Source organism: Sorangium sp. So ce145, from assembly GCF_051525985.1.
Classification (GTDB): domain Bacteria; phylum Myxococcota_A; class Polyangia; order Polyangiales; family Polyangiaceae; genus Sorangium; species Sorangium cellulosum_B.
In genome coordinates this window covers 877079-900411 of the sequence record NZ_CP150315.1, presented here as the reverse complement: position 1 = coordinate 900411, position 23333 = coordinate 877079, and the positions used below count along the sequence as shown (strand labels likewise).

The window sequence follows — 23333 nt, the reverse complement described above, 5'->3', positions numbered from 1 at the left end:
CGTGGGGGGGGACGTGCCTTCACTCGTTGAAGCCGAGCTGCTCCCGCGCCTCGGTCAGGCCGTCGCTCACGGCGAAGACGATGAGGTCGCGCGCCTCCGCGTTGCGCCCGATCCAGGTGACGCGGTCCTTGCCCGCGGCGGGAGGCGCGTTCGTGTTGCCGCCGGACCAGGCGATGCCCGTGAGGACGACGTTGATGTCGCCCACGGCGAGGAACGCGGCCCGGTTCCCCCAGCCGTTGATCGCGGTGTTCAACGTCGAGGCGCGGTTGCCGATCGAGCCGATGACGTCGGCGGCGAGCACGCTGATCTTCGGATCCACGCCGCCCGCCATCACCCGCTCGATGCGGCCGTGGTACTCGCGCAGGCGCCCGGCGTCCGCGCCCTGCGGCGACCACGTCGGGACGAACGCCTTCAGGTAAGCCGCGAGCAGCGGCCAGAGATCGATCGGCGCCGTCCGCGAGAAGGCCGAGGCGTTGGTCTGGAGGATCTTGACGGCGCGGTGGATGAGGGCGACCCGGACGTCCTCGCGCGGCGAGGTGACGAGCGCCTGGCCGAGGACGATCTTGGGCGGGCTCGTGGACGCCGGCACGCAGACGGCGCCGAGCGCGCCCGTCATGTAGACCTGCAGGCCGGGCAGGCCGTACGCCGCGCCGATGCCGCGCGCCAGATCGGTGATCTCGGCGTGCTGGGGCGGCAGCGGCGTCGCGCGGATCGAGTCGAGATCGAACGGCACCGCCGCGTCGAGCAGCGGGCCCGTCTTGAGCAGGAGCTCCCGGAACGCCGGGGTCATGAGCTCCGGCGCGAGGTGGGCGTCGAGGCGGGCCGCGCCGGCGGCGTTGCCCGCGCCGCCCATCGCGGCGTCGCGGCCGTCGAGCGCGTCGACCGTCGCGCGCGCGATCCTCGCGGCGCCGGCGCGGCCGCGGAGCTCCGCGACCGTCGCGACCGTCGAGAAGAGGTAGGGCTCGAAGCGGCCGGTGTTGAGCGCGCGGCGCGCGTCGGCGAGGGCGCGATCGAGCAGGGTGGTCGCCGCGGAGGCCTGCTCGGTGCGCTGGTAGTAGCGGGCCAGCGCGCCGAGGGCGAAGTCGTCCTTCGGCCACGTCTTGCGGGCCGTGAGCAGCGTGGCCTCGGCCTTCTTCGCGTCCCCCATCGCCTCGTAGATCTCGGCGAGCTCCGCGGTGCGGCGGCACTTCTGCTCGGGCGCCTCCGCGGCGTTGATGAGGAGGTTCTGCTGCTCGAGCGCGCGGGCGCCGTCGCCGGCGCGCTTGTAGAGCGAGACGAGGCGCTCGCGCGCGCTCACGTCGCCCGGCGAGCGCTTCAGGATCTCCTGGTACGCGAGCTCGGCGCGCTCCGCGTTCGGGAGGTGCTCGTCGTAGAGCTCGCCGAGGCGGAGGTAGATCTCGACCTGCTTCGCGGGCTCGGGCACGAGGCGCGCGAGGCGGATCCACGCCTGCTCGGCGCCGGCCCAGTCGCCCTCGCCGGCGCAGACGTCGGCGAACGCGGACAGGGCCTCGACGTGATCGGGGTTCGCGTCGAGCGCGGCGGCGAGCGCGCGCTTCGCGGCCGCCGCGTCGCCGACGTCGGCGAGCGCCCGGCCGCGCAAGACCTCCATCTCGACCCGCTCCGCGGGATCGGTCACCGCCTCGAGGCGGCGCTCGAGGAGCGCGGCGAGCTCGGCGCGCGCCCCCTCGGCGATGTAGATGGCCCTGAGCCGCGAGAAGACGTCGGCGTACGACGGATCGACCGTGGCGACCGCCTCGAGGACGTCGCGCGCCCGCGCGACGTTCTGGACCTTGTCCTGCCAGAGCACGGCCGCGGCGTAGAGCGAGTGCGCGCGCCCCTCGGGGCCGACGCTCGCGCCCGCGGCGGACTCGAGCGCCGCGGCGGCGGCCGCCGGGTCGCCGCCGCGATCGAGCGCGTCGGCGAGATCGAGGTGCGCGACGAGGTAGTGCGGGACGAGCGTGATCGCGTGCCGGAAGAAGGCGACGGCGTCCTCGATCGAGCCCGCGAGCAGGGCGTCCCTGGCGGCGCGCACCGAGAGGGCCGCGGCCTCGGACGGGCGATCGGTGCGCTCGATGAGCTGGCGATCCGCCTCGATCGCGAGGGCGTGATCCGCCTTCGCGCGGGCCTGGGCGGCCATCTGGCGCAGCGCCCAGATGCCGCGGGGCTCGTTCCTGTACGCGATCTGGACCGGCTCGAGCGCCTCCTCCCACGGGAGCACGCGCAGGCGCAGCCGCGCCGACAGGAGCGCGTGGGCGATCGCCTCTGGGCCGTCGAGGACACGCGCGATCTCCAGGGCGATCGGCTCGAGCTCCTCGTCGCGGCCCTCGCCGATGAGGTAGGAGGCGACCCGGCGGAGCGTCGGGAGGTGGTGCGGCGTCTCCTCCAGGATCGAGCGGCGCCAGAGCAGGGCGCTGCCGGCGTCCTTGCGCCCGTGCTCGTCGAGCTCCGCGAGGCGCTCGTAGATGTCGAGGCGCTCCGCCGCGTCCGCCGCCTCGCGGGCGCGCGGGATCAGGGCGTCGACGAGCTCTCCTGTGCCGTGGCCCGCGACGGCCGCGCGGTAGAGGGCGATCGGCGCGAGCGCGTTGTCCCCGGCGGCGATCGCCTGGCGGGCGCACGCGGCGGCCTGCGCGAGATCGCCGGCGCGCTCGTGGTCGAGGGCGGCCTCGAGCGCGAGGCGAGCGGCCTCGATGCCCACGGCGGCGCGGTCGTCACCCGAGCGGCCGGCGTCGCCGTCGCCGCCTGCGTCGAGGGCGCGCAGGAGCTCGGCCGCGCGCTCGGCGCGCCAGGAGGCGCGGTCGGCGGGCGGCTCCGGCGCGAGCCGCTCGAAGAGCTCGCGCAGGCCGATGTCCTGGGGGCGCGAGCGGTGCGCCGTCTCGAGGAGCGACGCCGCGGCCGCGGGGTCGGCCTCGGCGACGAGGAGCGCCTCGCGGACGAGATCGTGAGCCCGCTCGAGGGGGTCGGCCGCGCCCTCGCGGCGGGTCCTGAGCCACTCGAGGAGGCCGTCGCGGTCCACCCGGGCGCGCGCGCTCCGCTCGCCGAGGTGGAGCGCGACGGGGAGCTTCGGATCGATCTGGGCGGCGCGCGAGAGCAGGCGCTCGCCCTCCTCGTTGTCGCCGCCGTCGAGCAGGCGGATCGCGGCCTCGGTGACGAGCACCGCGGCCCGCGGCCCCTCGTCGAGCGTGAGCGCGTGCTCCGCGAGGATGCGGGCCGCGCCGACGCCGCTCTCCTGCGCGGCGCGGGCGCGCGCGGCGCCCTCGTGCTGCGGGTCCGCGGCGCGGGCGCGATCGAGATCGCTCATCGCCGCGCGCTGATCGCCCGCGATCTCCGCGAGGACGGCGGCGGCGAGCGCGCTGTCGCGCTCGGACGCGACCTCGCGCAGCGACGCCACGGCCCTGGCGACGCGGGCGCCGCGATCGCCGTCGAGATCGAGCTCGAGCGCGAGCGCCCGGAAGAGCGGGCTCTCCGGCGCGGTGTCGCCGTACGTGACCACCGCGCGGGAGAAGGCGTCGCTCGCGTCGACGCCGCCCTCGGCGGGGACGGCCTCGCGCGAGAGCGCGCGGCCGAGGGCCGCGGCGGCCCGGGCCCTCGGGCCGCCGAGGGGGCGCACGCCCCTCGACGCGGGCGCGCCGTCCACGGCGGAGGCCACCGCGGCGTCGCTCAGGGCGGCGCTCGCCGCGGCGCAGAGCGGCGCGAACTCGGGCTCGTCGGCGAGGGCGTCGAGCCACGGGTCGATCTCGCCCGCGGCGCCGCCGGCGAGCGCCGAGAGGACGATGCGATCGGCCGGCGAGAAGGCGCCGCCGGCGTCGTCGTCGTCGAGCGTCGCGTCGCGCACGGCGGCGGCGTCGCCGAGCTCGATCGCCTGCGCCGCGAGGGCGCGGCGCGCCTGGCCGCCGTGCGAGCCGGCGGCGACGCTGCGGAGCGCGCCGAGCGACGCCGGGCGGGTCTCCTTGCGCGCGGCGCTCAGCGCGGCGGTGAGCCACGCGACGCCGGGCGCGAGCGAGGTGCCGCGCAGGGGATCGAGGGTCGCGAGGCCCTCGGCGAGGTCGCCGGCGCCGAGCAGGGCGCGGGCGCGGAGCAGCGCCTCGTACGGCGTGGCGGGGGCGGCGCGGCCGCGCGCCGGCCGCGGGGCGCCGCGGTGCGCTGCGACCTGAGCGCTCGCGGCGGCGAGCGGCGCGAGCTCGGGCGCCTCGGGGAGGCGGAACTTCGCGAGCACGGCGGAGGCCGCCGCGTCCGAGTCCGGCGCGGCGAGCGCCTCGCAGAAGCGTTGGACGTGCGCGCGGGGGTCGGCGGGGTGCATCCGCGCCGCGAGCTCGAAGCGTTTGTGGGCGCCCTCGGGATCCGCGAGCGGGATGCGGCAGAGCTCCGCGCCGAGCACGAGGTTGTGGCAGCGCGCGGCCGGCGTGCCGAGGACGCGGGTCTCGCTCTCCAGCGCCTCGAGCGCGGCGGGCAGATCTGCCTCGCGCATCAGGAGGCCGCGGAGCTGGCGGTGCGCGAAGATCAGGCTCGGGGCGAGATCGCGCGCCTCGGCGGCGATGGCGCGGGCGGTGGCGTCCTCCCCGGCCATCACGTAGAGCTCGGCGACGGGGAGCAGCGCGCGCGCCCGGGCCGCGGGGTCCTCGATGAGCTCGGCCTCGGAGCGGAGCCACGCGGCGCGCGCCGCCCACACGTCGCGCTGCTGCGACTGGACGAGGATCGCGCTCGCGTCCTGCTCGCCGTCGAACACCGAGGCGGGCGGCGGGATCGACGGCAGCGGCGGGAGGCTCTCGGGCGCGCGGGAAGGCGGCGACGACGACGGGCCGGCCGGAGGCGCCGACGGGACGCGTGCTGACGAAGACGGGCGCGGCGGCGACGACGACGCGCGCGGCGGTGAAGACGGCACGAACGACGACGACGGCACGAACGACGACGGCCGGACGTGGGACGCCGCGAACGGGCGCGGCGGCGACGGCGCGCGCGGCGACGGCGAAGGCGACGACGAGCGCGGCGATGAAGGCGGGCGCGGCGGCGCGAAGGCGACGCCGCTGTCGGGTCTCCGGGTCGCGACGCGCGTCTGCGCGAGATCGTCCTCGAGCTCTTCATCGGTCGGCTCGGCCGGCCCGCTGATCAGGCTGGACTCGTCCACGAGCTCGCCGGGATCGCTGTCGGCGGCGGGCTGATCCCAGCGGCTGGTGGAGGCGGACGACTGGCCGGTGTACGGCCGGGTCGTGGGCCCGGGCTCGTCGAGGGCGTTCGTCTCCTCGTCGTCGATGCCGTGCGTCTCCTCGTCGTCGAAGGCGTGCGCCTCCGCGAACCGGCCGCTGCTGGCGCCGCTGGGCGGCGCGAACTCGAACGGGGAGTCGCCGCCGTCGGGGATGGGCGTCGCGCGGTCGCCCGGCTCGGCGGTGTCCTCCTCGAACACGGGCTCCCGGCGCACCGACGGCGGCGGCAGCGGGGGCGGCGGGGCGGCGGGCGGCGGGCGCGGCGCCGTGAACCGCGCGGACGGGGCCGGCGGCGGGATCTTCGGCGTGCGATCACCGAGCGCGCCGGGCGTGAGGTCCGCGCCGAGCGACGCCTTCACGTCGCCCGGCCTGCTGCCCGAGCGGGGCGGGGCGCCGGGGCGGGGCAGCGACGGGGGGCGCGGCGGCGGGATGGGCGCCGGGGGCCGGCGCGTCCCGTGCAACGCCGGCGCCGAGGTCACGACCCCGTCGTCGGCGTCATCGGCGCGCTGATCCTCGAACAGCATGTCGAGCAGCGCGTCGCTCTCTCCGGCGCTCTGCGCGGGCCTCGCGGGCACGGGCACGGGCTCGCGGGAGAACAGCTGCTTCAGGCCGCCTTCGCCGGAGCGCTCGCCCTCCTCGGCGCCGCGGATCGACTGGATGAGCTCTTCGGGGATCTTCGCGAGGAGCGTGGCCTCCTCGACGTCGCCCTCCGAGACCGCCGCGCCGTACATCGCCGGCGGGGGGACCGTGATCTTCTCCTGCGACGGCGCGCCCTCGTCGCCGCCGCCGCCAGAGGAGCTCTTGGATTGCGGATTCTTGCTCACCGGACCCCCATGCCGAGCTTCTTCCGGAGCTCGAGGTAGCTCTGCGAGAGGACGAACGCGACCAGCTGGCGCGCCCGCTCGCTCTCGGCGACGACACCGCCGAGCTGCTCGCGCGGGGTATTGAGGATGTCCGAGAGGACCAGCGACACGTCGCCTGCTGCGATGACGGCCATGCGGTCGATGCTCCTGCGCGCGGCCTGCGCCCAGCGGAGCGGGTCCTGCTGGCTCGAGACGATGCGCTGGCAGACGTCGGCGATGGCCTTGCGGGTCGCGCGCGACATCTCCTTGTGGATGGCGCGCGAGACCTCGCCGAAGACGGCGTAGGGCGGCTGCGGGACCGTGAAGCCCGCCTCGATGCACGCGGCCGCGACGAGCGAGGCGACGGTGCTGTCGTCCCGCGTCCTGAGCGACGAGATGCCCCGGCGCAGCGCGAACGCCTCGCGCGCGATCGCCGAGCGCGAGGCGGCGTCGAGCGGCGTCGTGATCTCGGAGCCGAGCACGAGCGCCGGCAGCTGGCCGTAGACGCCGGTCGCGCCGCGAGGGCTGGGGCCGCCGACGTAGAGCTCGAAGTCCGTCTCGAAGCTGAGCGCGCCCATCCACTCGGCGACCGCCACGCGCAGCGGGTGGCCGCCGCGCGAGTCGATGCGGTCCTTCTTGCCGACGCCGAGCGACACGAGCGAGGGGCCGAGCGCCATGCAGATGGTCTCGGCCATCTTCGCGAACAGCTCGCCGACGGGCCCGGTGTCGAGCGGATCGGCGATGTCGGCCATGGCCTTGGCGTCGAGGGCGATCTGCGGCCGCGCCGGGACGCGGGCGTCGATCTTCCTGAGCTCCGCGGAGATGCCGTCGTCGATGCGGACGAGCGAGACGAGCGCGCCGAGCGTGGCCTGCCGGAGCGCCGCGTCCTGCCCCGCGCCGGCGATCTTCGCGAGGAGCGCGACCCGGTCCGCGTCGAGCGGCTCGACCGCGAGCGCCTGGATCAGCGTCGCCTTGGCGCGGCCGAGCACGCGGGTGCGGAATGCGGGCTCGAAGTCCGTCGTGAGGACGAGATCGATCGCCTCGCCGTCGTCCGGCGCCTCTTCGAGGAGCTTCGCGACGGCCCGCTCGGCGCGGCGCGGCGCGCCGAGCTGATCCCGGTAGATGGCCATCGCGAGGCGCGCCGCCTCGATCCGCCCCTCGGGGGTGTCGCGCTCGACCATGAGCTCCTCGAGCAGGCGCGTCGCCTCGTCCCAGGAGCCGACCCGGGCGGCGACCCGGACGAGGCGCTCGCGGACGACGAGCGTCGACAGCCCGGCCCGGTGCAGGCCGATCAGCACCTCGAGCGCCCTGTCGTGCTCGCCGAGCTTCTCGTAGGCGTCGACGGCCGTGATCCCCGACATGAGGCGCTGCTCCCCCGGCGCCTTCGCGACGCGCGAGAGCTCGGCGTAGAAGGCGGCCGCCTGGCCGAGGTCGCCCTGCGCCTTCGAGATGTCGGCCGAGAGCGCCAGCGCGCCGATGTGGTCCGGCTCGAGCAGCGTCACGTTCTCGAGCGCGGCGAGCGCGTCGTCGAGCTTGCCCTTCTTGCGGAGCACGCGCGCGCGCTCCCAGAACAGCTTGCAGAGCTCGAGGTCGTTGTCCGCCACGCCGAGCCGCTTCTCGATGATGTCGAGCAGCCGATCGTCCTCGTTGCGCGCGCGGACCCGGCGGAACAGCCGGTCGAAGGCGACGCCGCGCCGCGGGTCGCGCGCGAACGCGCGATCGAAGGCGATCTCCGCGTCCTCGTGGGCCTCGGTGTGCTGGAGGAGCAGGAGCCCGGCGCTCTCCCAGAACCCCGCGCCGCGCGCGTCGTCCCTGCAGAGCGCCCCGAGCTGCGCCGAGGCCAGCGCCGTCGACACGGGGTCGCGGAGCGCCTCGGACGTCGCGCGGACGCCCTCCCAGGCGGCGACGTCGTCGGGCCGCCGCTCGACGACCGCGCGGAACGCGGCGAGCGCGCGCTCGTGATCCCCGGCCGCGAAGTCCGACCAGCCCGCGAGGCCGAGCGCGGTGAGCTGCGCCTCCTCGCCGAGCGCGTCGCCGAGCCCGTGCAGCGCCGCGGCGCGGCGCCGCGGATCGCAGCCGGGGAGCGCGAGCTCGAGGTTGGCGAGCTGCGCGGGCGCGTGCTCGCCCGTGAGGAACGGGCGCGGCAGGTTCGGCTGATCGAGCGCGCCGACGATCGCGGCCGAGGCCTCCATCGCGGCGCGGGCCTCGCCCTCCATGTGCCGCGCGAGCGCGCTGCGCGCGGCGACCTCCGCCTCGCGGTCCTCGGCCCCGAGCGCGGCGCCGAGCCACTCGAGCTCGGCGTGCGGGCTCGGGTCGGCCGCGGCCCACGCCGCCGCGCGCGCCGCGGTGCGCGCGCGATCGTGGTCCAGGGTCCGCGCGAGGCGGAAGCGCTCGGCGTGCGCGATCGTCGCGGCGCCGTCGCCGCGCTCCTCGATGTAGTCGAGCGCGCGCTCGACGGCGCTGCGCTGCTCGAGGGCCGGCTGCCAGAGGAGGCGCCCGAGCGCGGCGGCCAGGGCGAGGTCGTCGCTCGCCTGCGACTCCAGCGCCTCGAGCGTCGCGAGCGCCTCGTCGGCGTCGCCGCCCTCGGCCGCGCCGACCTCGAGGCCGAACCGCGACAGCGCGAGCGCCGCCGGGTCCTCGCCCGCCTCGCCGGCGACCTCGAGGGCGCGGCGCCGGCTCTCCAGGTCGCCCGCCTCGTGGCCGCGGAGGGCCCAGGTGAGCGCCGTCGCGCCGGCGCGCGGCGCCTTGCCGCGCGCCGCCTCGAGCTCCTCGACGGCGCGCCCGCGCTCGCCGGCGCGCCAGAGCAGGATCGCCGCCTCGATGTGCAGCGCCGCCGAGAGATCGGCGTCGTCGATCGCCGCGGCGCAGGCCGAGAGCGTCGCGGCCGCGGCGGTGGGGCTCCCGGCGCGCCGGTGGAGCTCGGCCAGGAACACCGCGATGACCTCGTCGTCCGCGGATCGCTCGAAGAGCGCGCGGAGCCGGCTCCGGGCGCGATCCAGATCGCCGCCGCGCGCGCTGCGCAGGGCGGCGACGAGCCACAGCCCGCGCGCGGTCTCCTCGCCCTCGACCTCGGCGAGCGCCTCGATGACCGTCGGCGAGCGCCGCGGGCCGGGGGCGCCGGGCTCGTCGCCGCGCTCGCGCCGGCTGCGGACGAGATCGACCGCGAAGGCGCCGAGCGCCCGCCCGAGCCACGCGTTCGGCGTGGCGCCGTCGTCGGCGCCGGCATTCGCGAGCTCGGCGAAGGCGCCCTCGGCGCCGTTCGCGTCCCCCCGGAGGAGGCGGCTCCGGCCGATCTCGAACCACAGGCTCGCCTTCTCGGCCGGGTCGACGCCCGTCGAGAGCAGCCGCTTCGTCGACTCCTCGTACCAGGCCGCGTCGCCGCGGAGGGCCGCGAACGAGCGGCCGAAGCGCGCGAGCACGCCCGGGTGGACGCCGGCCATGCCGGCCTGCGACAGGGCCGCCTTCGCCGCGCCCACGTCGTCCGTCCGCACCGCCCAGACGTAGGCCGCGAGGAGCAGCGCGCGCCCCCGCGCGTCCTCGCTGGCGTACGAGGCCGCCGTCGCCTCGAGCGAAACCGCGAACGCGGACGGGTCCTGACCGTCTCCGAGGAGATCGATCTCCAGCGCGCGGGCCGGGATGCACTGCGGGTCGGCCGCGAGCGCGCTCCGGAGCGCCGCGAGCGCGGCCTCGCGATCGCTCGCGAGCGCCGCCGCCTCGGCGACGCGGAGCCACAGGGCCGCGGCGCCGGGCCCGCTCGCGCCGCGCGCGATCTCCTGCTTGGCCAGGCTGGCGGCGGCCTCGGCCTCGCCGGCGGACTCGAGCGCGGCGATGCGCGCCCGGCCGAGCAGCGTCGACTGGGGCAGCCGCTCCGCGGCCCGCTCGAGGAGCGACGCGAAGCCGCCCGTCCCGGCCCGCTGCGTCAGCTCGGCGGCGCGGAGCCACGCGTCGGCCGCGTGCTCCGGCTTGCGCAGGGTCCGCGGGACGCCGTTGGCGTCGCCGCTCGCCTCGTCGTCGAGCGCGTCGGCGATGAGCTCCGCCTGCCCCTCGAGGGCGCGCGCGAGCGCGCCGAGGTCCTCCTCGCGCCGGGCGATGACCTCGAGCGCGAGCTGTGACCTGAAGCGCGCCCGCCCCTCCAGCGCGGCGGCCGCGTCGAGCAGCTCGTAGGCGCGCTCCACGTTCTCGGTCGCCGCCGCGAGGTCGGCGAGCTCGATGAAGAGCAGCCCCTTCCACGTCGCGTCCGTCGCGAGCTCCGCGCGGGCCTCCAGCGCGCGCATCCGGCCGGCGATGTCCCCTTCCTTGGCCGCGATGAGCTCGAGCTCGAGCCAGGGAGTCGCGTCCTCCGGGTTGCTGAGCGCCGCCTCTTCGAGCGCCTCCTTGGCCGCCGCGAGGTTCTGCTCGTGGTCCTGGAGGTACGCCGCGCGCTCCCAGAACGAGCGCGCCCGCTCCTCGGGCGTGGCCGCGGCGCGCGTGAGCGCGTCGAGCAGCTTGCCGAGGTTCTTGATCGACTTGCGCCGCGTGAGGATGCGGACCAGCGCCTCGAGCGGCTCGCGGAACTGGGGATCCGCGTTGAACGCGGCGAGGTAGTCGCGCGCCGCCGTGGGCTCCTCGCCGAGCGCCTCCTCGAGCGCGCCGAGCTCGTGCAGCAAGAGCGCCTGGAGCTGCCGCTCCGGTTGCTCGCCTTGCTCCGCGCGGAGCCGCGCGATCAGGGCCGTCATGCTCTCCGCCTGCCCCTCGGGTGCCTGAACCGTCATCTCGCTCGCGACGCCTCCGAACGGGGTCTCATCTGTGCGCACCGCATGACGATGGCGGAGAGTAGCGAACCGAACCTGACGGAGTAAAGCGCGCCGGGCAGGGAAGCGGGCTCGAACAGCGTCGGGCACGCGGTTGAGCACCCAGGCGAGCGCCAGACCGCGCTCGCGGGCGGCGTGACGCGCGCGAGAGGGTGGAGGTCGCTCGCTCGCGAGGAGCGGTTGAGAAGGAGGGGGCGCGCGTCGACCGGGGGGGCGCCTGGCCCGGCTGCCGGGCTAGGCCCTGCCCAGCACGGCGTCGAGCTTGTCGTTGACCTTCGACTCGACCATGCCCTTCATCGCCTTCAGCAGGAACGGGAGATCGATCGCCACATGGACCGCGGACGCCTCGACGCGAACGAGGCCCTTCGTCCCCTTCGCGGCGCCGCCCGGCGCCTCGAACCGGATGACGTCGCCATCCCATCGCCACTGGATGCCGAGCTTGTCTTCCATGCCCCGCGCAAGCTCTTCCGCGCGCGTCCTGGCCTCGTCCTTGGTGAGCGCGTGCTGCCGACGGATGTCGATCGTCGCCATACGGTATCTCCACTCGTTCGCGTCCACGGCGACGCGCCGCGCGCGGTACGCTCTACTTACTCGATCCGACGCGCGATCCAAAAGCCGCGCGGCGTGTCGACCGGGCCGCTCACGCCCCCCTTGGAGAGGCTGAACAGCTCGTACTCCGGCGCGGGCTCGAGCACGCCGCGCGGGATGTAGCCGAGGTCGTCGGTCGACCCCTTGTCGCCCTTCTCGATGGCGGCCTTGAAGTCCGTCTTGGCCACCTCGGCGAGCTCCCTGGCGAGCGCCAGCGCGGCGTCCTTGGAGCGCGCGGTCGGCGCCGCGCCCTGCGCGCCGCGGTACTGGACGAGCACGACGCCGAAGCGCACCTTCTTCGGCGCCTCGGCCGGCAGCGAGGGCGGCGCCTCTCCCGAGAGGAGCGTGACGCCCGCGTCGGATCGCCCCGCTGGCTCGGGGCCGCGCTCCTGGACGATGCCCTCGGCGCCGGCGTCGCTCCCCGCGTCGGCGTCGCCGTCGCCGGCCGCGGCCGTCGCAGGCGAGGCGGCGGCGTCGGCGGCGTCGGGGCCCGCGTCGGCGGGCGCGCTGGCCGCGCCGCGCCCCTTCGAGCCGCCGTGCGTGATCACGAACGCCAGCGCGCCCGTGAAGAAGAGCGTGTAGATGACCGCCGTCGAGCGCTGCATGAGCGGCAGCGCGTTAGCACAGGTGGAGGACGCTTGGCGAGGCCGCGATGGCGACACGCGCCGCCTGCCAGACGGCGTCGCCGCTCCGTCGCTGTCCCCGCCCGTCCCGCCCGCCCCCGCGTCCCTCCGTCCCCGGCCGCCGCGCGCCTGCGCGCTGTCCGCTTCCTGCTTCCGGACCACGCACGCGACATGCCCGAGGAAGTCGCCGATTTGAGGGCGCCCGGCACAAGAGGCGATCCTAAGGACCGCAACCCCTGCTAGTAAGGAGAGCGGATGTCGGGGCATCCCGGCCTTTCGCAGGCCGAACGAGCGTGGGGCGCCTGCGAAGGCGCAGCGCCGGCATCGGGTCGGGAAGCATGATCAAGGTCGAGTGCGACGGGTGCAAATCGCCGTACCAGGTCGACGAGAAGCGTGTCCCCCCTGCGGGGCTCAGGATGCGCTGTCCGAAGTGCGGTACGAGCCTGCTGGTGACCAAGGGGGGCGCAAGCGCAGCGCCCGCGCCGACGCCTGTGCCCACCCCCCCGCCGCGGGCCGGGGCGGGGGGCCTTCAGCTCTCGGAGCGGAGCGCCCCGGCGGCGACCGAGGACGCCGATCTGCCCATGGCGGCTCCGGAGGACATCGCATTCCCCGCGGTCGCGCCTCCCCGACGCCCCGGGCCGGCGCCGGCGCCGGTACCGACGCCGCCGCGCCGCGCGGCGCCCGCGGTGCCTGCGCCGCCCGCGCCGCCTCCTGAGCCGCCGGGTCCGGAGGTCTTCGGCGAGATCGGCTTGCCGGACGTCCCCGATCGCCCCGCCCCGTCCGATCGGCGAAACGCCAAGACCGTGCCGCAGCGGCGCGGCTTCGGAGAGATCGATCTCATGGTCGAGCTCCCGAGCCCGACGGACGCCGAGGTGCAGGGGCTCAACCCGGACGATCTGCCGGTCGTCTACGGCAATGCGCCCGGGGCGCCGGTGGCGCTCCCGGCGCGATCGCGCGCGGAGTCCCGCACCGCCCCGGCGACGCCGACCGCGTTCGCCGGTACCGACCTGCCGGCGCGGGTCGAGCCGCTGCCTCCGAGCAGCCGGCGCACCCTCGGGTTCGGCGAGCGAGAGTCGGCGCCGGGCGCCCCCTCGGGGCCTGGTGCGCGGGACGCGGGGCTCGGCGCGCGAAACGCCGGGGCCACCACGCAGCCGCTCGGCCGCGGGCGCACCCGCGGTGCCGGGGACGCGCCCCCGCGCGTGGCCCCGGAGTACGATTTCGGAGACCTGGACGACGACGCGCCCCCGGCTCCTCCGGCGCGTTCCAGCAGCGGATCCATGTCGTTCGGCTTCGGTGAGCTCGAGCTGCCTCTCGAGGGCGACGGCGACGCCGAGCTGCCCGCGACATCCGCGGGCGACCTGCCCATCGTCGCCGGCGATCTGCCGAGCTCGGCCCCGGCCGTCATCGGCATGCCCGCCCCGTTCTCGAACACGGGCCTGCCCACGCCGGCTTCCGCGCCGCTCCCCTCGCCTGCGCGCGCCGGGCTCCCGGCCGCGGCCCAGGCGGGCTTCCCTGCCCCGACCGCCGCGGGCTTCCCCACCAAGACCACCGGCCCCGCCCTCCCCTCGAAGGCCACCGGCTCCGCCCTCCCCTCGAAAGCCGCCGGCTCCGCCCTCCCCTCGAAGGCCACCGGTGCCGGCTCACCCGCAGGACCGGGGACCATCGTCGGCGCCGAGCTCTTCGACGAGGCCCCGCCGGACTACGACGACTCGCGCGTGGGCGCCGCGTTCCAGGCGCCCGGGCCGCGCCCCCTCCCGCCGCAGGCGGCGCCGGAGCCGCCCAGCAGCGGCGCCATGCCGCCCGTCGACTTCGGCGCCATGCCGCCCGTCGACTTCGGCGCCGTGCCCCCCGCCGACTTCCTCGCCGCGCCGCCCGCCGACGCCCGCGCCGCGTCCACCACCGGCTTCGGCGCCGCGCCCACCGCCGACGCCCGCGCCGCGTCCACCACCGGCTTCGGCGCCGCGCCGCCCGCCGACGCCCGCGCCGCGTCCACCACCGGCTTCGGCGCCGCGCCCACCGCCGGCTTCGGCGTCGCCGATTTCGGCGACGAGATCGCCCTCGGCGAGAGCGTCACGCAGCTCGCCCCCGGCGCCGCGCCCACCCCTTACGATCCGTCCGACCGCTCCGCGAACTTCACGCAATCGCCCGCGGACGCCGACGATCGGGGCATCGAGCTCAGCGAGCCGCACCCCAGCGTCGGGGACGAGGTCGACCTGACCGGCGCGGGCACCGAGATCGGCGACCTGAGCGCCGGTCCCGGGGCGCAGGCCGAGAAGCCCGCGGCGACAACAGAAGCACCGCCGCAAAAGTCGAAGATCAAGCGCTACGTCGTGGCGGCGCTCGCGGTCGCCGCCGTCAGCGGCGGCGCGCTCGCGCTCGTTCCGGACGTCGGCGCCTTCGGCGTGAACCTCATCAGCGACCGGCTCAACGCCTTCGCGCACGAGGGGGCGCTCGCCGAGCTCCGCCATCGGACCCAGGCGGCCTTCGCCAAGGACACCGCGTCGGCCGCCAACGGAGCGCTGAACGACGCGAACGCCACGCGGGCCGATGCGCCGCGCCACCGGGCGACCATGGCCTACGCCGCGTACATCGCCTTCGCGCGGAGCATCCGCTTCGGGCACCGGACCGTCGACGACGCCTTCGGCAAGGAGATGCTCACGCTCGCGAGCTCCCATCCGAGCGACCTGCTCTCCCTGGCCGTCGCGGCGCAGGCCGCGGCCAGCGGCGAGCTCCCGCGCGCGCGACAGGCCGCGCAGGCGCTCGCCGCGCAGCTCAAGGACGACATCGACCTCGCCGTCCTCGCGGCCGAGATCGAGCTCGCCGCGAGGGACGCCCCCAAGGCGATCGCGGCGTGGCAGCACGCGAGCGGCCTCCAGAAGAGCGCCCGCACGCTCTACGGCCTGGCCCGGGCGCAGATCCTCGCCGGGGACACCGCGGGCGCCGAGGCGAGCGCCCGCGGCGCGCTCGAGGCCTCGCCCGACCACGTCGGGGCCCGCACCCTGATCGCGTCGTTGCTCTGGCAGACCCCGGGCCGAGAGCAGGAGGCGCTCGATCTGCTCGGCAAGGTCACCGGCGAGGGCCCGACCCGGGCCGCCGCGAGCGACCCCGAGATCGTCGACGCGTACACGCTGCTCGGCACCATCCACCTCGCGAGGTCGCGCATGAGCGCGGCGGAGCAGGCCTTCGCCGCCGCGGTGAAGCTCGACCCGCAGGCGGTGCGCGCCCTGATCGGCAACGGCGAGGTCCTCTACCGGTCGGGCCGCTACTCCGAGGCGCAGGCGCGCTTCGAGGCCGCGGCCCGCGCCGACGCCCGGAGCCTCGCCGCGCAGCTCGGCAAGGCGAAGACGTGGCTGGCGCAGGAGCGCATGAAGGAGGCGAAGGACCTCCTGAAGGAGCTGCAGAAGACCCACGCGGCGGCCCCGCAGGTCGCTTACTGGCTCGGGCGCACCGAGCTCGCGCTCGGCAACAAGAAGGACGCGGAGCAGGCGTACCTCGACGCCGTGAAGTCGACCGAGAACCTCCCGGAGGTCGTCGACGCGTACGTGGCGCTGGCGTCGCTCCTGTCCAGCATGGGCCGCAACGAGGCGGCGGCGGAGAAGCTGTCGGAGGCGACGGCGAAGTTCCCGGACCTGCCCGCGCTGCACAAGGCCAAGGCGGAGGTCGCGCTCCAGACCGGGCGGTACGACGAGGCCCGGCAGGAGCTCGAGCTCGCGCTCGCGAAGGAGGACGACCTCGGCAGCCAGTTCAAGCTGGGCGTGGCGTACCGTCGCCTGCGCCGGTTCGAGGACGCCGCGAAGGTCTTCGACAAGGTCACGGCGGCCGACAAGGACTACCCGGGCCTCGCGCTCGAGCGCGGGCTCCTGTTCGAGGAGACCGGCCAGAGCGAGCGCGCGCTGGAGATGTACGCCGACGCGCTCCGCAAGGCGCCGAACGACATCGACCTGAAGCTGCGCGTCGGCTCGACCCAGGTCATGGCGGGGCACGCGAGCCAGGCGGAGCCCATCCTGCGCGAGGTGCTCAAGGACCGCGCGAACTCCGCCGAGGCGAACCACTTCCTCGGCCGCGCGCTCCTCGTGCGCGGCACGAACATGGCCGAGGCGCTGCGCTTCCTGGAGCGCGCCGCGGAGCTCGATCCGAACCGCGCCGAGTACCACCTCTACGTCGGCTGGGGCGCCAACGAGACGGCCCAGACCGCGCGCGCGGAGATGGCGCTGAGGCGCGCGCTGGAGCTCGACGCGGAGCTCGGCGACGCGTACTGGCAGCGCGGCGTGCTGCTGCAGAAGCAGGGGGCGAGCCGGGACGCGCTGGCGGATCTGAAGATCGCGCTGGAGAAGCGGCCGTCCCGCTACGAGGCCTACGCCACGATGGCGCTCTGCTACCAGGATCAGGGCAACTGGGCGGCCGCGGAGGAGGCGTGGCGCAAGGCGATCGCGGCCAACGACAAGGTCCCCGAGTGGCACTACCGCCTCGGCAAGATCTACGCGTCGCGCGGCAACCGGGCCGGAACCGCGAGCGAGATGGAGCAGGCGGTCGCCCTGGGCGAGGCGCCGGACCGCTCGACCCCGCCGTGGCTGTTCGACGCGCACTTCCTCCTCGCCGAGGCGCTCCGCGCGACGAACAACCGCGAGAAGTCCATCCACCATTACCAGCGCTTCCTGGAGACGGCGCCGACCGACAACGCCTACCGGCGCGACGCGGAGCAGGCGCTGGAGAGCCTGGGGGCGGGAAAGGGACGCTGAGGCGGAGCGAGCGCTCGGCGCTCGGCTATCCTGGCGGATGACCCCCTCCGTCAACACCCGCCTCGCGGTGCGCGCCGACATGCCCGAGGTCGCGCGCTTCGCCGCGCAGCTCGTCCGCATGCACCACGCCCTCGATCCGCACCGCTTCATGTGCCTGGAGCCGATCGAGCCGGGCTACGAGCGGTGGCTCACGGGCGAGCTCGCCAACCCCGACGCCGCGATCGTCGTCGCCGAGCGAACCGGCGCCGAGCCGGCGCTGGTCGGCTACGCCTACGGCCGCCGGGAGCCGCGCGACTGGAACAGCCTCCTCGACACCTGCGGCGCCCTCCACGACATCTATGTCGCCGAGCCCGCGCGCCGGCTGGGCGCGGGCGCGATCCTCCTCGAGGCCGTCATCGCGCGCCTCCGGGCCCTGGGCGCGCCGCGCATCGTGCTCCACACCGCGACGCAGAACGCCGCCGCGCAGCGCCTGTTCGAGCGGTTCGGCTTCCGTCGCACGATGGTCGAGATGACGCTCGGGCTCGAGTGACCGCGGCGTCCGCTCCGCCATCGGCGCGCCCGTCGCTCCTCGATCCGAACATCCGAGTCCGATATCGCTCCCGGCGCGCCGGCCGAGGGCGATGGACTCATGAGCTTCAGCCTCCCCGGCGCGATCCCGCGAGCTCCGCGGCCGTCTGCGCCCACACCATCGTGTCGCGCGGCTGGCCCGCGGGCGTCAGGGTGTTTGCTTCGAGCGTCGTCACATGCCGGTACCCGAGCCGCCGGGGCACGGCGGCGCTCGCGGTGTTCCGCGGATCACAGCGGATCTCGACGCGGCTCACGCCGAGCTCCTCGAGCGCGACCCGGGTCAAGCCTGCCACCGCCTCGGTCGCGTAACCGCAGCGCGTCGCCGTCTCCCGGAGCCAGTAGCCGATCTCGAGCGCGCCCGGGCCGATCCGCGGGTGGAGCCCCGTACCCCCGAGCACGGCGCGCTCGTCGCGCGTGAAGATGCCATAATGAAAGTCGCGTCCTTCCGTGAAGTCGTCCCGGAACTTCTCGAGGAGCGCGGTGGTCGCCTCCATGGAGGAAGGCTCGTGCGCGGCCCACGGCATCCAGGGCCGCAGGTGAGCAAGGCTCGTGTCGATCGCCTCCCTGATCAGAGGCGCATCCTCGGGCCGCCACGCTCGCAGCGTCAGCCGAGCGGTCAGGATGCGGTCCGGCGGGCGTTCACCTGCCATCGCGTCGCTCCATGCCTGTCGCCGTCATGCGCTTGACGACGACAACGCTGTCTTGCCCAGGCCATCGGACCACGCGACGGTCACGTCTCGAACCCTGCGAGCCATGGAGTGCTCCGGCGTCGAGGCGAGCAGGCGTCATGGCACGCAGCTTACAACGAAGACAGCCCTCGCACATCCGGTCAATCCCGGCCTTCGCGGCGATCATCGCCGTTGCACGCCGGTCCACACACCTCTTGCCGAGCACATCGACGCTTCCACGGAGCGCCTTGACATGTCCGTCATAACAGACTAATGTCCGCCATAGAAGAGTAAGGCGGAAAACATCAGCGCGCCCTCCCGGCACACCGGGAGGAGATCCACGTCCACGCCCCTGCGTGGACGACGGATGACCGCTCGAGCAGAGGTGCCATTGGCTGAGGTGGCGCGGGCTGCGAACCATGACACGAGGAGGAAGGATGAAGATCTGAGCACGCCTCATCCCGACGGACGCGACGTCCCCCGGGTGCTCGACAGGGGTCGACCCTCGATCAGCAGAGGCCTTCCCACGCCCACGCCGGATTCACTGCTGCTTTAGCAGCACATCACCAGCAATCCCTGCTCCCGTCGCAGCAAGCGCGCGGCCAGCGCGAACGATTGTGATCCGTTCCTGCAATAGAGTGCAATAGAGCCCTGGCACGCTCCCTGCTCCCTGCCACGACGACGGCCCGTGAGCGGAGCGCCCCTTCTGCCTGAGAGCAGGAGAGCTCTTCGCGTGGCGCACGCCATCAAGGAGAACAGGATGACGAAGCTGCGACTCTACAGCGCGAAGGCGTGCCCCTTCGCCCACCGCACCCGGCTCGTTTTGCAGGAGAAGGCGATCGACTTCGAGCTGACCGAGGTCGATCTGCAGAACAAGCCGCGGGCGTTCGTCGACGCCTCGCTCTATGGAAAGGTCCCGGCGATCGAGCACGAGGGCCACCGCATCTGGGAGTCGGCGATCATCAACGAGTACCTCGAGGAGGTCTTCCCCGAGCCCCGGCTCCTGCCCAGGGAGCCGGGCAGGCGCGCGCTGGCGAGGATCTGGATCGATTACGCGAACACGCGCCTCGTGCCGGCGTTCACCCAGCTGCTCAGGGCCGAGACGCGAGACCAGGAGGCGGCGGGGCGCAAGGCGCTCGGCGACGTGCTCGCGTTCATCGAGCGGGAGGCGCTGGCGAGGTCGTCGGGCCAGGGGCCCTACTGGCTCGGCGCCGAGGTCAGCCTCGTCGATGTCTCCTTCTATCCCTGGTTCGAGCGGCTGCCGGCCGTCGGCCGCCTCCGCGACTTCTCCATCCCCGCGGAGCTCACGCGGCTCCGGGCGTGGATCGAGGCCGTGCAGGCGCGCCCCGCGGTCCGAGCCATCCAGAATCCGGTCGAGTTCTACGTGGAGCGCTTCGCGAAGTTCGTGAAGCCGGCGGCGACGACGGCCGCCTGAGCGGCGCCGAGGGACAAGGGACATCATGTTGAAACTCTGGGGTCACAAGAATTCTTCGAACGTGCAGAAGGTCCTCTGGGCGCTCGACGAGCTCAGGCTCGATTTCGAGCGCATCGACGCCGGCGGACCGTTCGGTCGCGTCAAGGACGCCGACTATCTCACCCTCAACCCGAACGGGCTGGTCCCGACGCTCGAGGACGGCCCGCTGGTGCTCTGGGAGTCGCACGCGATCGTGCGTTATCTGTTCTCGCGCTACGGGTCGCCGCCGCTCCAGCCGAGCGATCTCGCCGACAGGGCGCGCGCCGACGCCTGGACCGACTGGCAGTTCGGCACCCTGTGGCCCCCGATCCGGACGCTCCTCGTGCAGCTCGTGCGCACGCCCGAAGAGCGCCGCGATCAGGGCGCGATCGAGGCCGCGCGCAAGTCGGCGCTCGCCGCGCTCGGGATCCTCGACAGGCAGCTGTCACGGCACCCGTGGGCCGCGGGAGAGTACTTCACGTTCGCCGATATCCCCCTCGGGGTCGCGGCGCAGCGGTGGTACAACCTGAAGACCGAGCGGCCCGCGCTGGAGCACGTCGACGCGTGGTACGGCCGCATCAAGCGCCGGCCTGGATTCGAGCGCTGGGTGGATCTGCCCCTGGGATGAGAGCGGGGCGCGTCGTCGTGCGCTACGGGCTCATCCGCAGCGTGAAGCTCGCTGCGGCGTACTCTCGCTCGGTCGCCCGCTCCGCCCTCTCGTGATCCACCTCGCCGCTCGCGGGCGGCCCCTCAGAACATCGGCAGCTCGGTGTCCAGCCCGAGGAGCACACGGCCCTGGACCTCGCGCGTGTGCGGGGCGACGAGGGCGTGCTGCGTGACGGCGTGAACGTCGCGGAAGCTGCGTTGAAGAGGGCTCTCCGCGTAGAGCGCCGTGGCGCCGCCCGCCGTGAAGGCCAGATCGACGGCGCGCGCCGCGCCGAGGGCGGCGTTCGTCGCGGCGAGCCGGACGCGCGCCCGCTCCCGCAGCGAGATCGACCTGCCAGAGACCGCGGCGTCCCAGACGGCGCCGACGGCCTCGAAGAGGTAGGCCCTGGCCGCGCCCAGCGTGGCCTCGGCCTCGGCCACGGCGAGCGCCGTCGAGGGCCGCGTCGCGAGCGACGTCGTCATGCCGCTCGGCCGCTTGGTCGCCGCGAGCCGGACCAGCTCATCGATGGCCGCGCGCGCCATCCCGAGCGCGGTCGTCGCGACCGCGCTCGCGAGGAAGCCGAAGAGCGGGAACACGAAGAGAGGCCCTGGATGGGTCGGAGACGTCATCGGGAGTCGGATGCACCGGCTGCTCGGCACGAAGGCGTCCACGACCGCGAAATCGTGGCTCCCGGTGCCGGCGAGGCCGGAGACGCTCCACGTATCCAGGATCTCGCACTCCGAGGCGCGGAACATCGGCACGACGGCCTCGGGGACGCCCCCGGGCAGCATGCGCGGGGCCATCCCGTCGAAGACAACCGCGGTGCCGCCCAGCCAGTCGCAATGATGACAGGCGCTCGCCATCGCCCACCTCCCGGCGACCCGATATCCTCCCTCGACCTCGACGGCGCGCCCGCTCGGCGCGAAGACGCCGGCGGTCACGACATCCGGGCTCGCATGCATCTCTTTGCCCCCCTCCGCCGGGATGTACGCCTCGAACGCGCCGGTCGTGCCGCAGATCATGGCGCACCACCCTGCCGCGCCGTCGGCGCGCGAGAGCTCCTCGATGACCTGCAGCGCCGTGAGGGGGTCGGCCTCGAGCCCGCCCAGCACGCGCGGGCGACACATGCGGAAGATGCCCGACTCCCGGAGCGCCCTCGCGACCGGATCGGGCAAACGGCGCTCGCGCTCTCCCCGCGGGGCGTGCTCCTGGACGAGCGGGACGAGGCTGCGCGCCGCGTCGAGGAGCGAGGCGGAGGCGGCAGAGGACATCGTTGTCATGGTGCTCGACTCACCCCTTCCCTGGCGGCTGCGCATAACGCGCTTCTTCAGCGTAGTACTCGGGGAACCCGACGATCTCCTGGAGCGCCGCGAAGCTCGTCCGCGGGTCGGGGTGCCGGCCGGCGCGCAGGGCCGCGAGCGCCTCGCGCATGGCGGCGGCGGCGACCGAGAGCAGGGTGAGCGGATAGGCCGCGATCTTGTAGCCGATCGCCCCGAGCTCGGCCGGCGGCAGCACCGGTGTCCTGCCGTGATCCACCATGTTGGCCATGGTCGGCACACGCACCTCGCGGCAGAACGTTCGCATCTCCTCCACGCTCTCGGGCGCCTCCAGAAACACGATGTCTGCCCCGAGATCGGCGAACGCCCGCGCGCGGGCCAGCGCCTCGTCGAAGCCGTGCGTCTGGCGGGCGTCGGTGCGGGCCATGATGAGCACGCCGGCGCCCTCGTCGCGCGCGTCCACGGCGGCCTGGACGCGGGTGAACGCCTCGTCGCGGGGCACGACCTGCTTGCCGCGCGTGTGGCCGCAGCGCTTCGGGGCGACCTGGTCCTCGATCATCACGCAGGCCAGCCCGGCCTGCGCATAACCGCGCACCGTGCGCTTCACGTTCATCGCGTTGCCGTAGCCCGTGTCGCCGTCGCCGAGCACCGGAATCGAGACGGCGCCGCAGATCGCCCGCGCCTGATCGACCATCTCACCATACGAGATGAGCCCGGTGTCGGGCGCGCCGAGGCGCGCGGCGGAGACCGCGAAGCCGCTCATGAACGAGAGCGAGAAGCCGGCCTGCTCGATCAGCCGCGCCGACAGCGCGTCGAAGCAGCACGGCATGACGAGGAGGCCGGGCGAGGCGAGCAGATCACGGAGCTTCTGAGCGGGGGACACGGCGGGGACGATACCGCGATCGGCCGCGCGTGAGGCAAGCGCGAAGGGCCGCGCGCCGCCGCGCGCCCGGCCAGCGCCCGCACACGCACGAGGGGGGAGGGACGGGGGCGCGCGCCGGCGTGCGTTCCTGTTGCGGGCACCCGGCGGCCGCGGGCAGGATGGGCCCCTCGATGATTCCGCACAGGAGAGGGGCATGAGCACGGTTTCGGTGAAGGAGATCGCGATCGACGGCCGCCCTGCCAGCGTCCACGTGGGCGGGCAGGGCGAGCCGCTGCTGCTGGTGCACGGCGCCTGGGGCGGGGCGTCGATGCACTGGGCGCCTGTCTGGGAGCGATTGGCGGAGCGCTTCCAGGTGATCGCGCCCGATCTGCCCGGCATCGGGCGCACGGACGCCCCGGGGCTCGGCGCTCTGGACGCCTATGCGCGCTGGCTGGAGCGGCTCCTGGACGAGCTGGCGGTCTCCAGCGCGTGGTGCGTCGGCAACTCCTTCGGCGTCTCGGTCGTATCGAGCTTCGCTACCCTGTTCGCGGCCCGCTGCCGGGGGCTCGTGTTCGTCAACGGCGTTCCCATCCCCCCGCTGCCGCGCCTCGTCGGCTGGCTCGGAGCGCGGCCGCTGCCCCGCCGGATGCTGCGCGCGTTGATGCGGAAGCAGACCTATAACCCGCGGGTCCTGAGCCGCGCCTACGCCGATCCCGGCCGCGCCCCGGCTGCCCTGCGGGAGGTCCTGGAGAGCGCCAATCCACCTCAGCTGGAGGCGGTGCTCGACGCGGCCATCCAGGGAGGTTCCAGGGCCCCGCTCAGCCTGAATCCCCTCCTCGTCTGGGGCGAGGCGGACCAGCTCCTCGGCAACAGCGCGGACGACGCGAAGAAGCTCCACGCTTCGCTGCCGGGATCGCAGCTCACCTTCATCCCGGCGACAGGGCACATGCCGCAGGTGGAGAACCCCGAGGCGTTCGTCGACGCGGTGTCGCGGTTCATCGAGGCGCGCGCGACCGCCGCCCGTCCGCGCGGCTTCGGCGGCCAGGCCAGCCCGGGCGCGTGAGCGCCTGAGGCGCACGG

Annotated in this window: 12 protein-coding genes; 5 read left to right on the top strand and 7 right to left on the bottom strand. The window is 74.9% G+C overall.

Features of this window, described 5'->3' with window-relative positions:
- Positions 1-19: 19 nt before the first annotated feature.
- From WMF34_RS03315 to WMF34_RS03300, 4 genes are all read right to left on the bottom strand, one after another.
- On the bottom strand, positions 20-6022 hold the full coding sequence (locus tag WMF34_RS03315) for a hypothetical protein (protein WP_437992390.1): 6003 nt from the start codon (positions 6020-6022) through the stop codon (positions 20-22).
- Positions 6019-10791 (bottom strand): hypothetical protein, encoded by a 4773-nt coding sequence (locus tag WMF34_RS03310; RefSeq protein ID WP_437992389.1) that lies wholly within the window; start codon positions 10789-10791, stop codon positions 6019-6021. The genes WMF34_RS03315 and WMF34_RS03310 overlap by 4 nt, the downstream gene beginning before the upstream one ends.
- Positions 10792-11064: 273 nt before the next feature.
- The gene (locus WMF34_RS03305; protein ID WP_012233242.1) at positions 11065-11361 is read right to left on the bottom strand and encodes a polyhydroxyalkanoic acid system family protein; all 297 of its coding nucleotides are present in this window, start codon (positions 11359-11361) and stop codon (positions 11065-11067) included.
- A 56-nt stretch (positions 11362-11417) separates the two neighbouring features.
- Positions 11418-12023, bottom strand: a complete 606-nt coding sequence (locus WMF34_RS03300; RefSeq protein ID WP_044963849.1) for a peptidyl-prolyl cis-trans isomerase — start codon at positions 12021-12023, stop codon at positions 11418-11420.
- Positions 12024-12379: 356 nt separating this feature from the next.
- Between WMF34_RS03300 and WMF34_RS03295 the strand changes: the two genes are divergently transcribed.
- A complete protein-coding gene (locus WMF34_RS03295; protein ID WP_437992388.1) occupies positions 12380-16780 on the top strand; it encodes a tetratricopeptide repeat protein in 4401 nt (1466 codons plus the stop codon).
- A gap of 37 nt (positions 16781-16817) precedes the next feature.
- Positions 16818-17309: an N-acetyltransferase family protein gene (locus WMF34_RS03290; protein ID WP_437992387.1), complete on the top strand. Its 492-nt coding sequence runs from the start codon at positions 16818-16820 to the stop codon at positions 17307-17309.
- A 106-nt stretch (positions 17310-17415) separates the two neighbouring features.
- On the opposite strand, the gene WMF34_RS03285 is transcribed toward WMF34_RS03290, so the two are convergent.
- Positions 17416-17997 carry a GNAT family N-acetyltransferase gene (locus tag WMF34_RS03285; protein ID WP_437992386.1) on the bottom strand — a complete coding sequence of 194 codons (582 nt, stop codon included), beginning with the start codon at positions 17995-17997 and terminating at the stop codon, positions 17416-17418.
- A 778-nt stretch (positions 17998-18775) separates the two neighbouring features.
- Here WMF34_RS03285 and WMF34_RS03280 point away from each other — a divergent pair.
- On the top strand, positions 18776-19450 hold the full coding sequence (locus WMF34_RS03280; protein WP_044967744.1) for a glutathione S-transferase family protein: 675 nt from the start codon (positions 18776-18778) through the stop codon (positions 19448-19450).
- 25 nt (positions 19451-19475) lie between these two features.
- A complete protein-coding gene (locus WMF34_RS03275; RefSeq protein WP_437992385.1) occupies positions 19476-20096 on the top strand; it encodes a glutathione S-transferase family protein in 621 nt (206 codons plus the stop codon).
- Positions 20097-20218: 122 nt separating this feature from the next.
- Here WMF34_RS03275 and WMF34_RS03270 read toward each other — a convergent pair whose 3' ends face one another.
- Positions 20219-21394, bottom strand: coding sequence for an acyl-CoA dehydrogenase family protein (locus WMF34_RS03270; RefSeq protein ID WP_437992384.1), 1176 nt, complete (start codon positions 21392-21394; stop codon positions 20219-20221).
- Positions 21395-21404: 10 nt separating this feature from the next.
- The gene (locus tag WMF34_RS03265; protein ID WP_012233234.1) at positions 21405-22274 is read right to left on the bottom strand and encodes an isocitrate lyase/PEP mutase family protein; all 870 of its coding nucleotides are present in this window, start codon (positions 22272-22274) and stop codon (positions 21405-21407) included.
- Between the two features lie 193 nt (positions 22275-22467).
- Here WMF34_RS03265 and WMF34_RS03260 point away from each other — a divergent pair, with 193 nt between their 5' ends.
- Positions 22468-23316 carry an alpha/beta fold hydrolase gene (locus WMF34_RS03260; protein ID WP_049876145.1) on the top strand — a complete coding sequence of 283 codons (849 nt, stop codon included), beginning with the start codon at positions 22468-22470 and terminating at the stop codon, positions 23314-23316.
- Positions 23317-23333: the final 17 nt, after the last annotated feature.

Excerpts from the sequence above, each read along its gene's own strand:
- WMF34_RS03300 (WP_044963849.1), bottom strand. The coding sequence starts at position 12,023 with ATGCAGCGCTCGACGGCGGTCATCTACACGCTCTTCTTCACGGGCGCG.
- WMF34_RS03275 (WP_437992385.1), top strand. The coding sequence starts at position 19,476 with ATGTTGAAACTCTGGGGTCACAAGAATTCTTCGAACGTGCAGAAGGTC.
- WMF34_RS03285 (WP_437992386.1), bottom strand. The coding sequence starts at position 17,997 with ATGGCAGGTGAACGCCCGCCGGACCGCATCCTGACCGCTCGGCTGACG.
- WMF34_RS03270 (WP_437992384.1), bottom strand. The coding sequence starts at position 21,394 with ATGACAACGATGTCCTCTGCCGCCTCCGCCTCGCTCCTCGACGCGGCG.
- WMF34_RS03260 (WP_049876145.1), top strand. The coding sequence starts at position 22,468 with ATGAGCACGGTTTCGGTGAAGGAGATCGCGATCGACGGCCGCCCTGCC.
- WMF34_RS03290 (WP_437992387.1), top strand. The coding sequence starts at position 16,818 with ATGACCCCCTCCGTCAACACCCGCCTCGCGGTGCGCGCCGACATGCCC.
- WMF34_RS03310 (WP_437992389.1), bottom strand. The coding sequence starts at position 10,791 with ATGACGGTTCAGGCACCCGAGGGGCAGGCGGAGAGCATGACGGCCCTG.
- WMF34_RS03305 (WP_012233242.1), bottom strand. The coding sequence starts at position 11,361 with ATGGCGACGATCGACATCCGTCGGCAGCACGCGCTCACCAAGGACGAG.
- WMF34_RS03280 (WP_044967744.1), top strand. The coding sequence starts at position 18,776 with ATGACGAAGCTGCGACTCTACAGCGCGAAGGCGTGCCCCTTCGCCCAC.
- WMF34_RS03295 (WP_437992388.1), top strand. The coding sequence starts at position 12,380 with ATGATCAAGGTCGAGTGCGACGGGTGCAAATCGCCGTACCAGGTCGAC.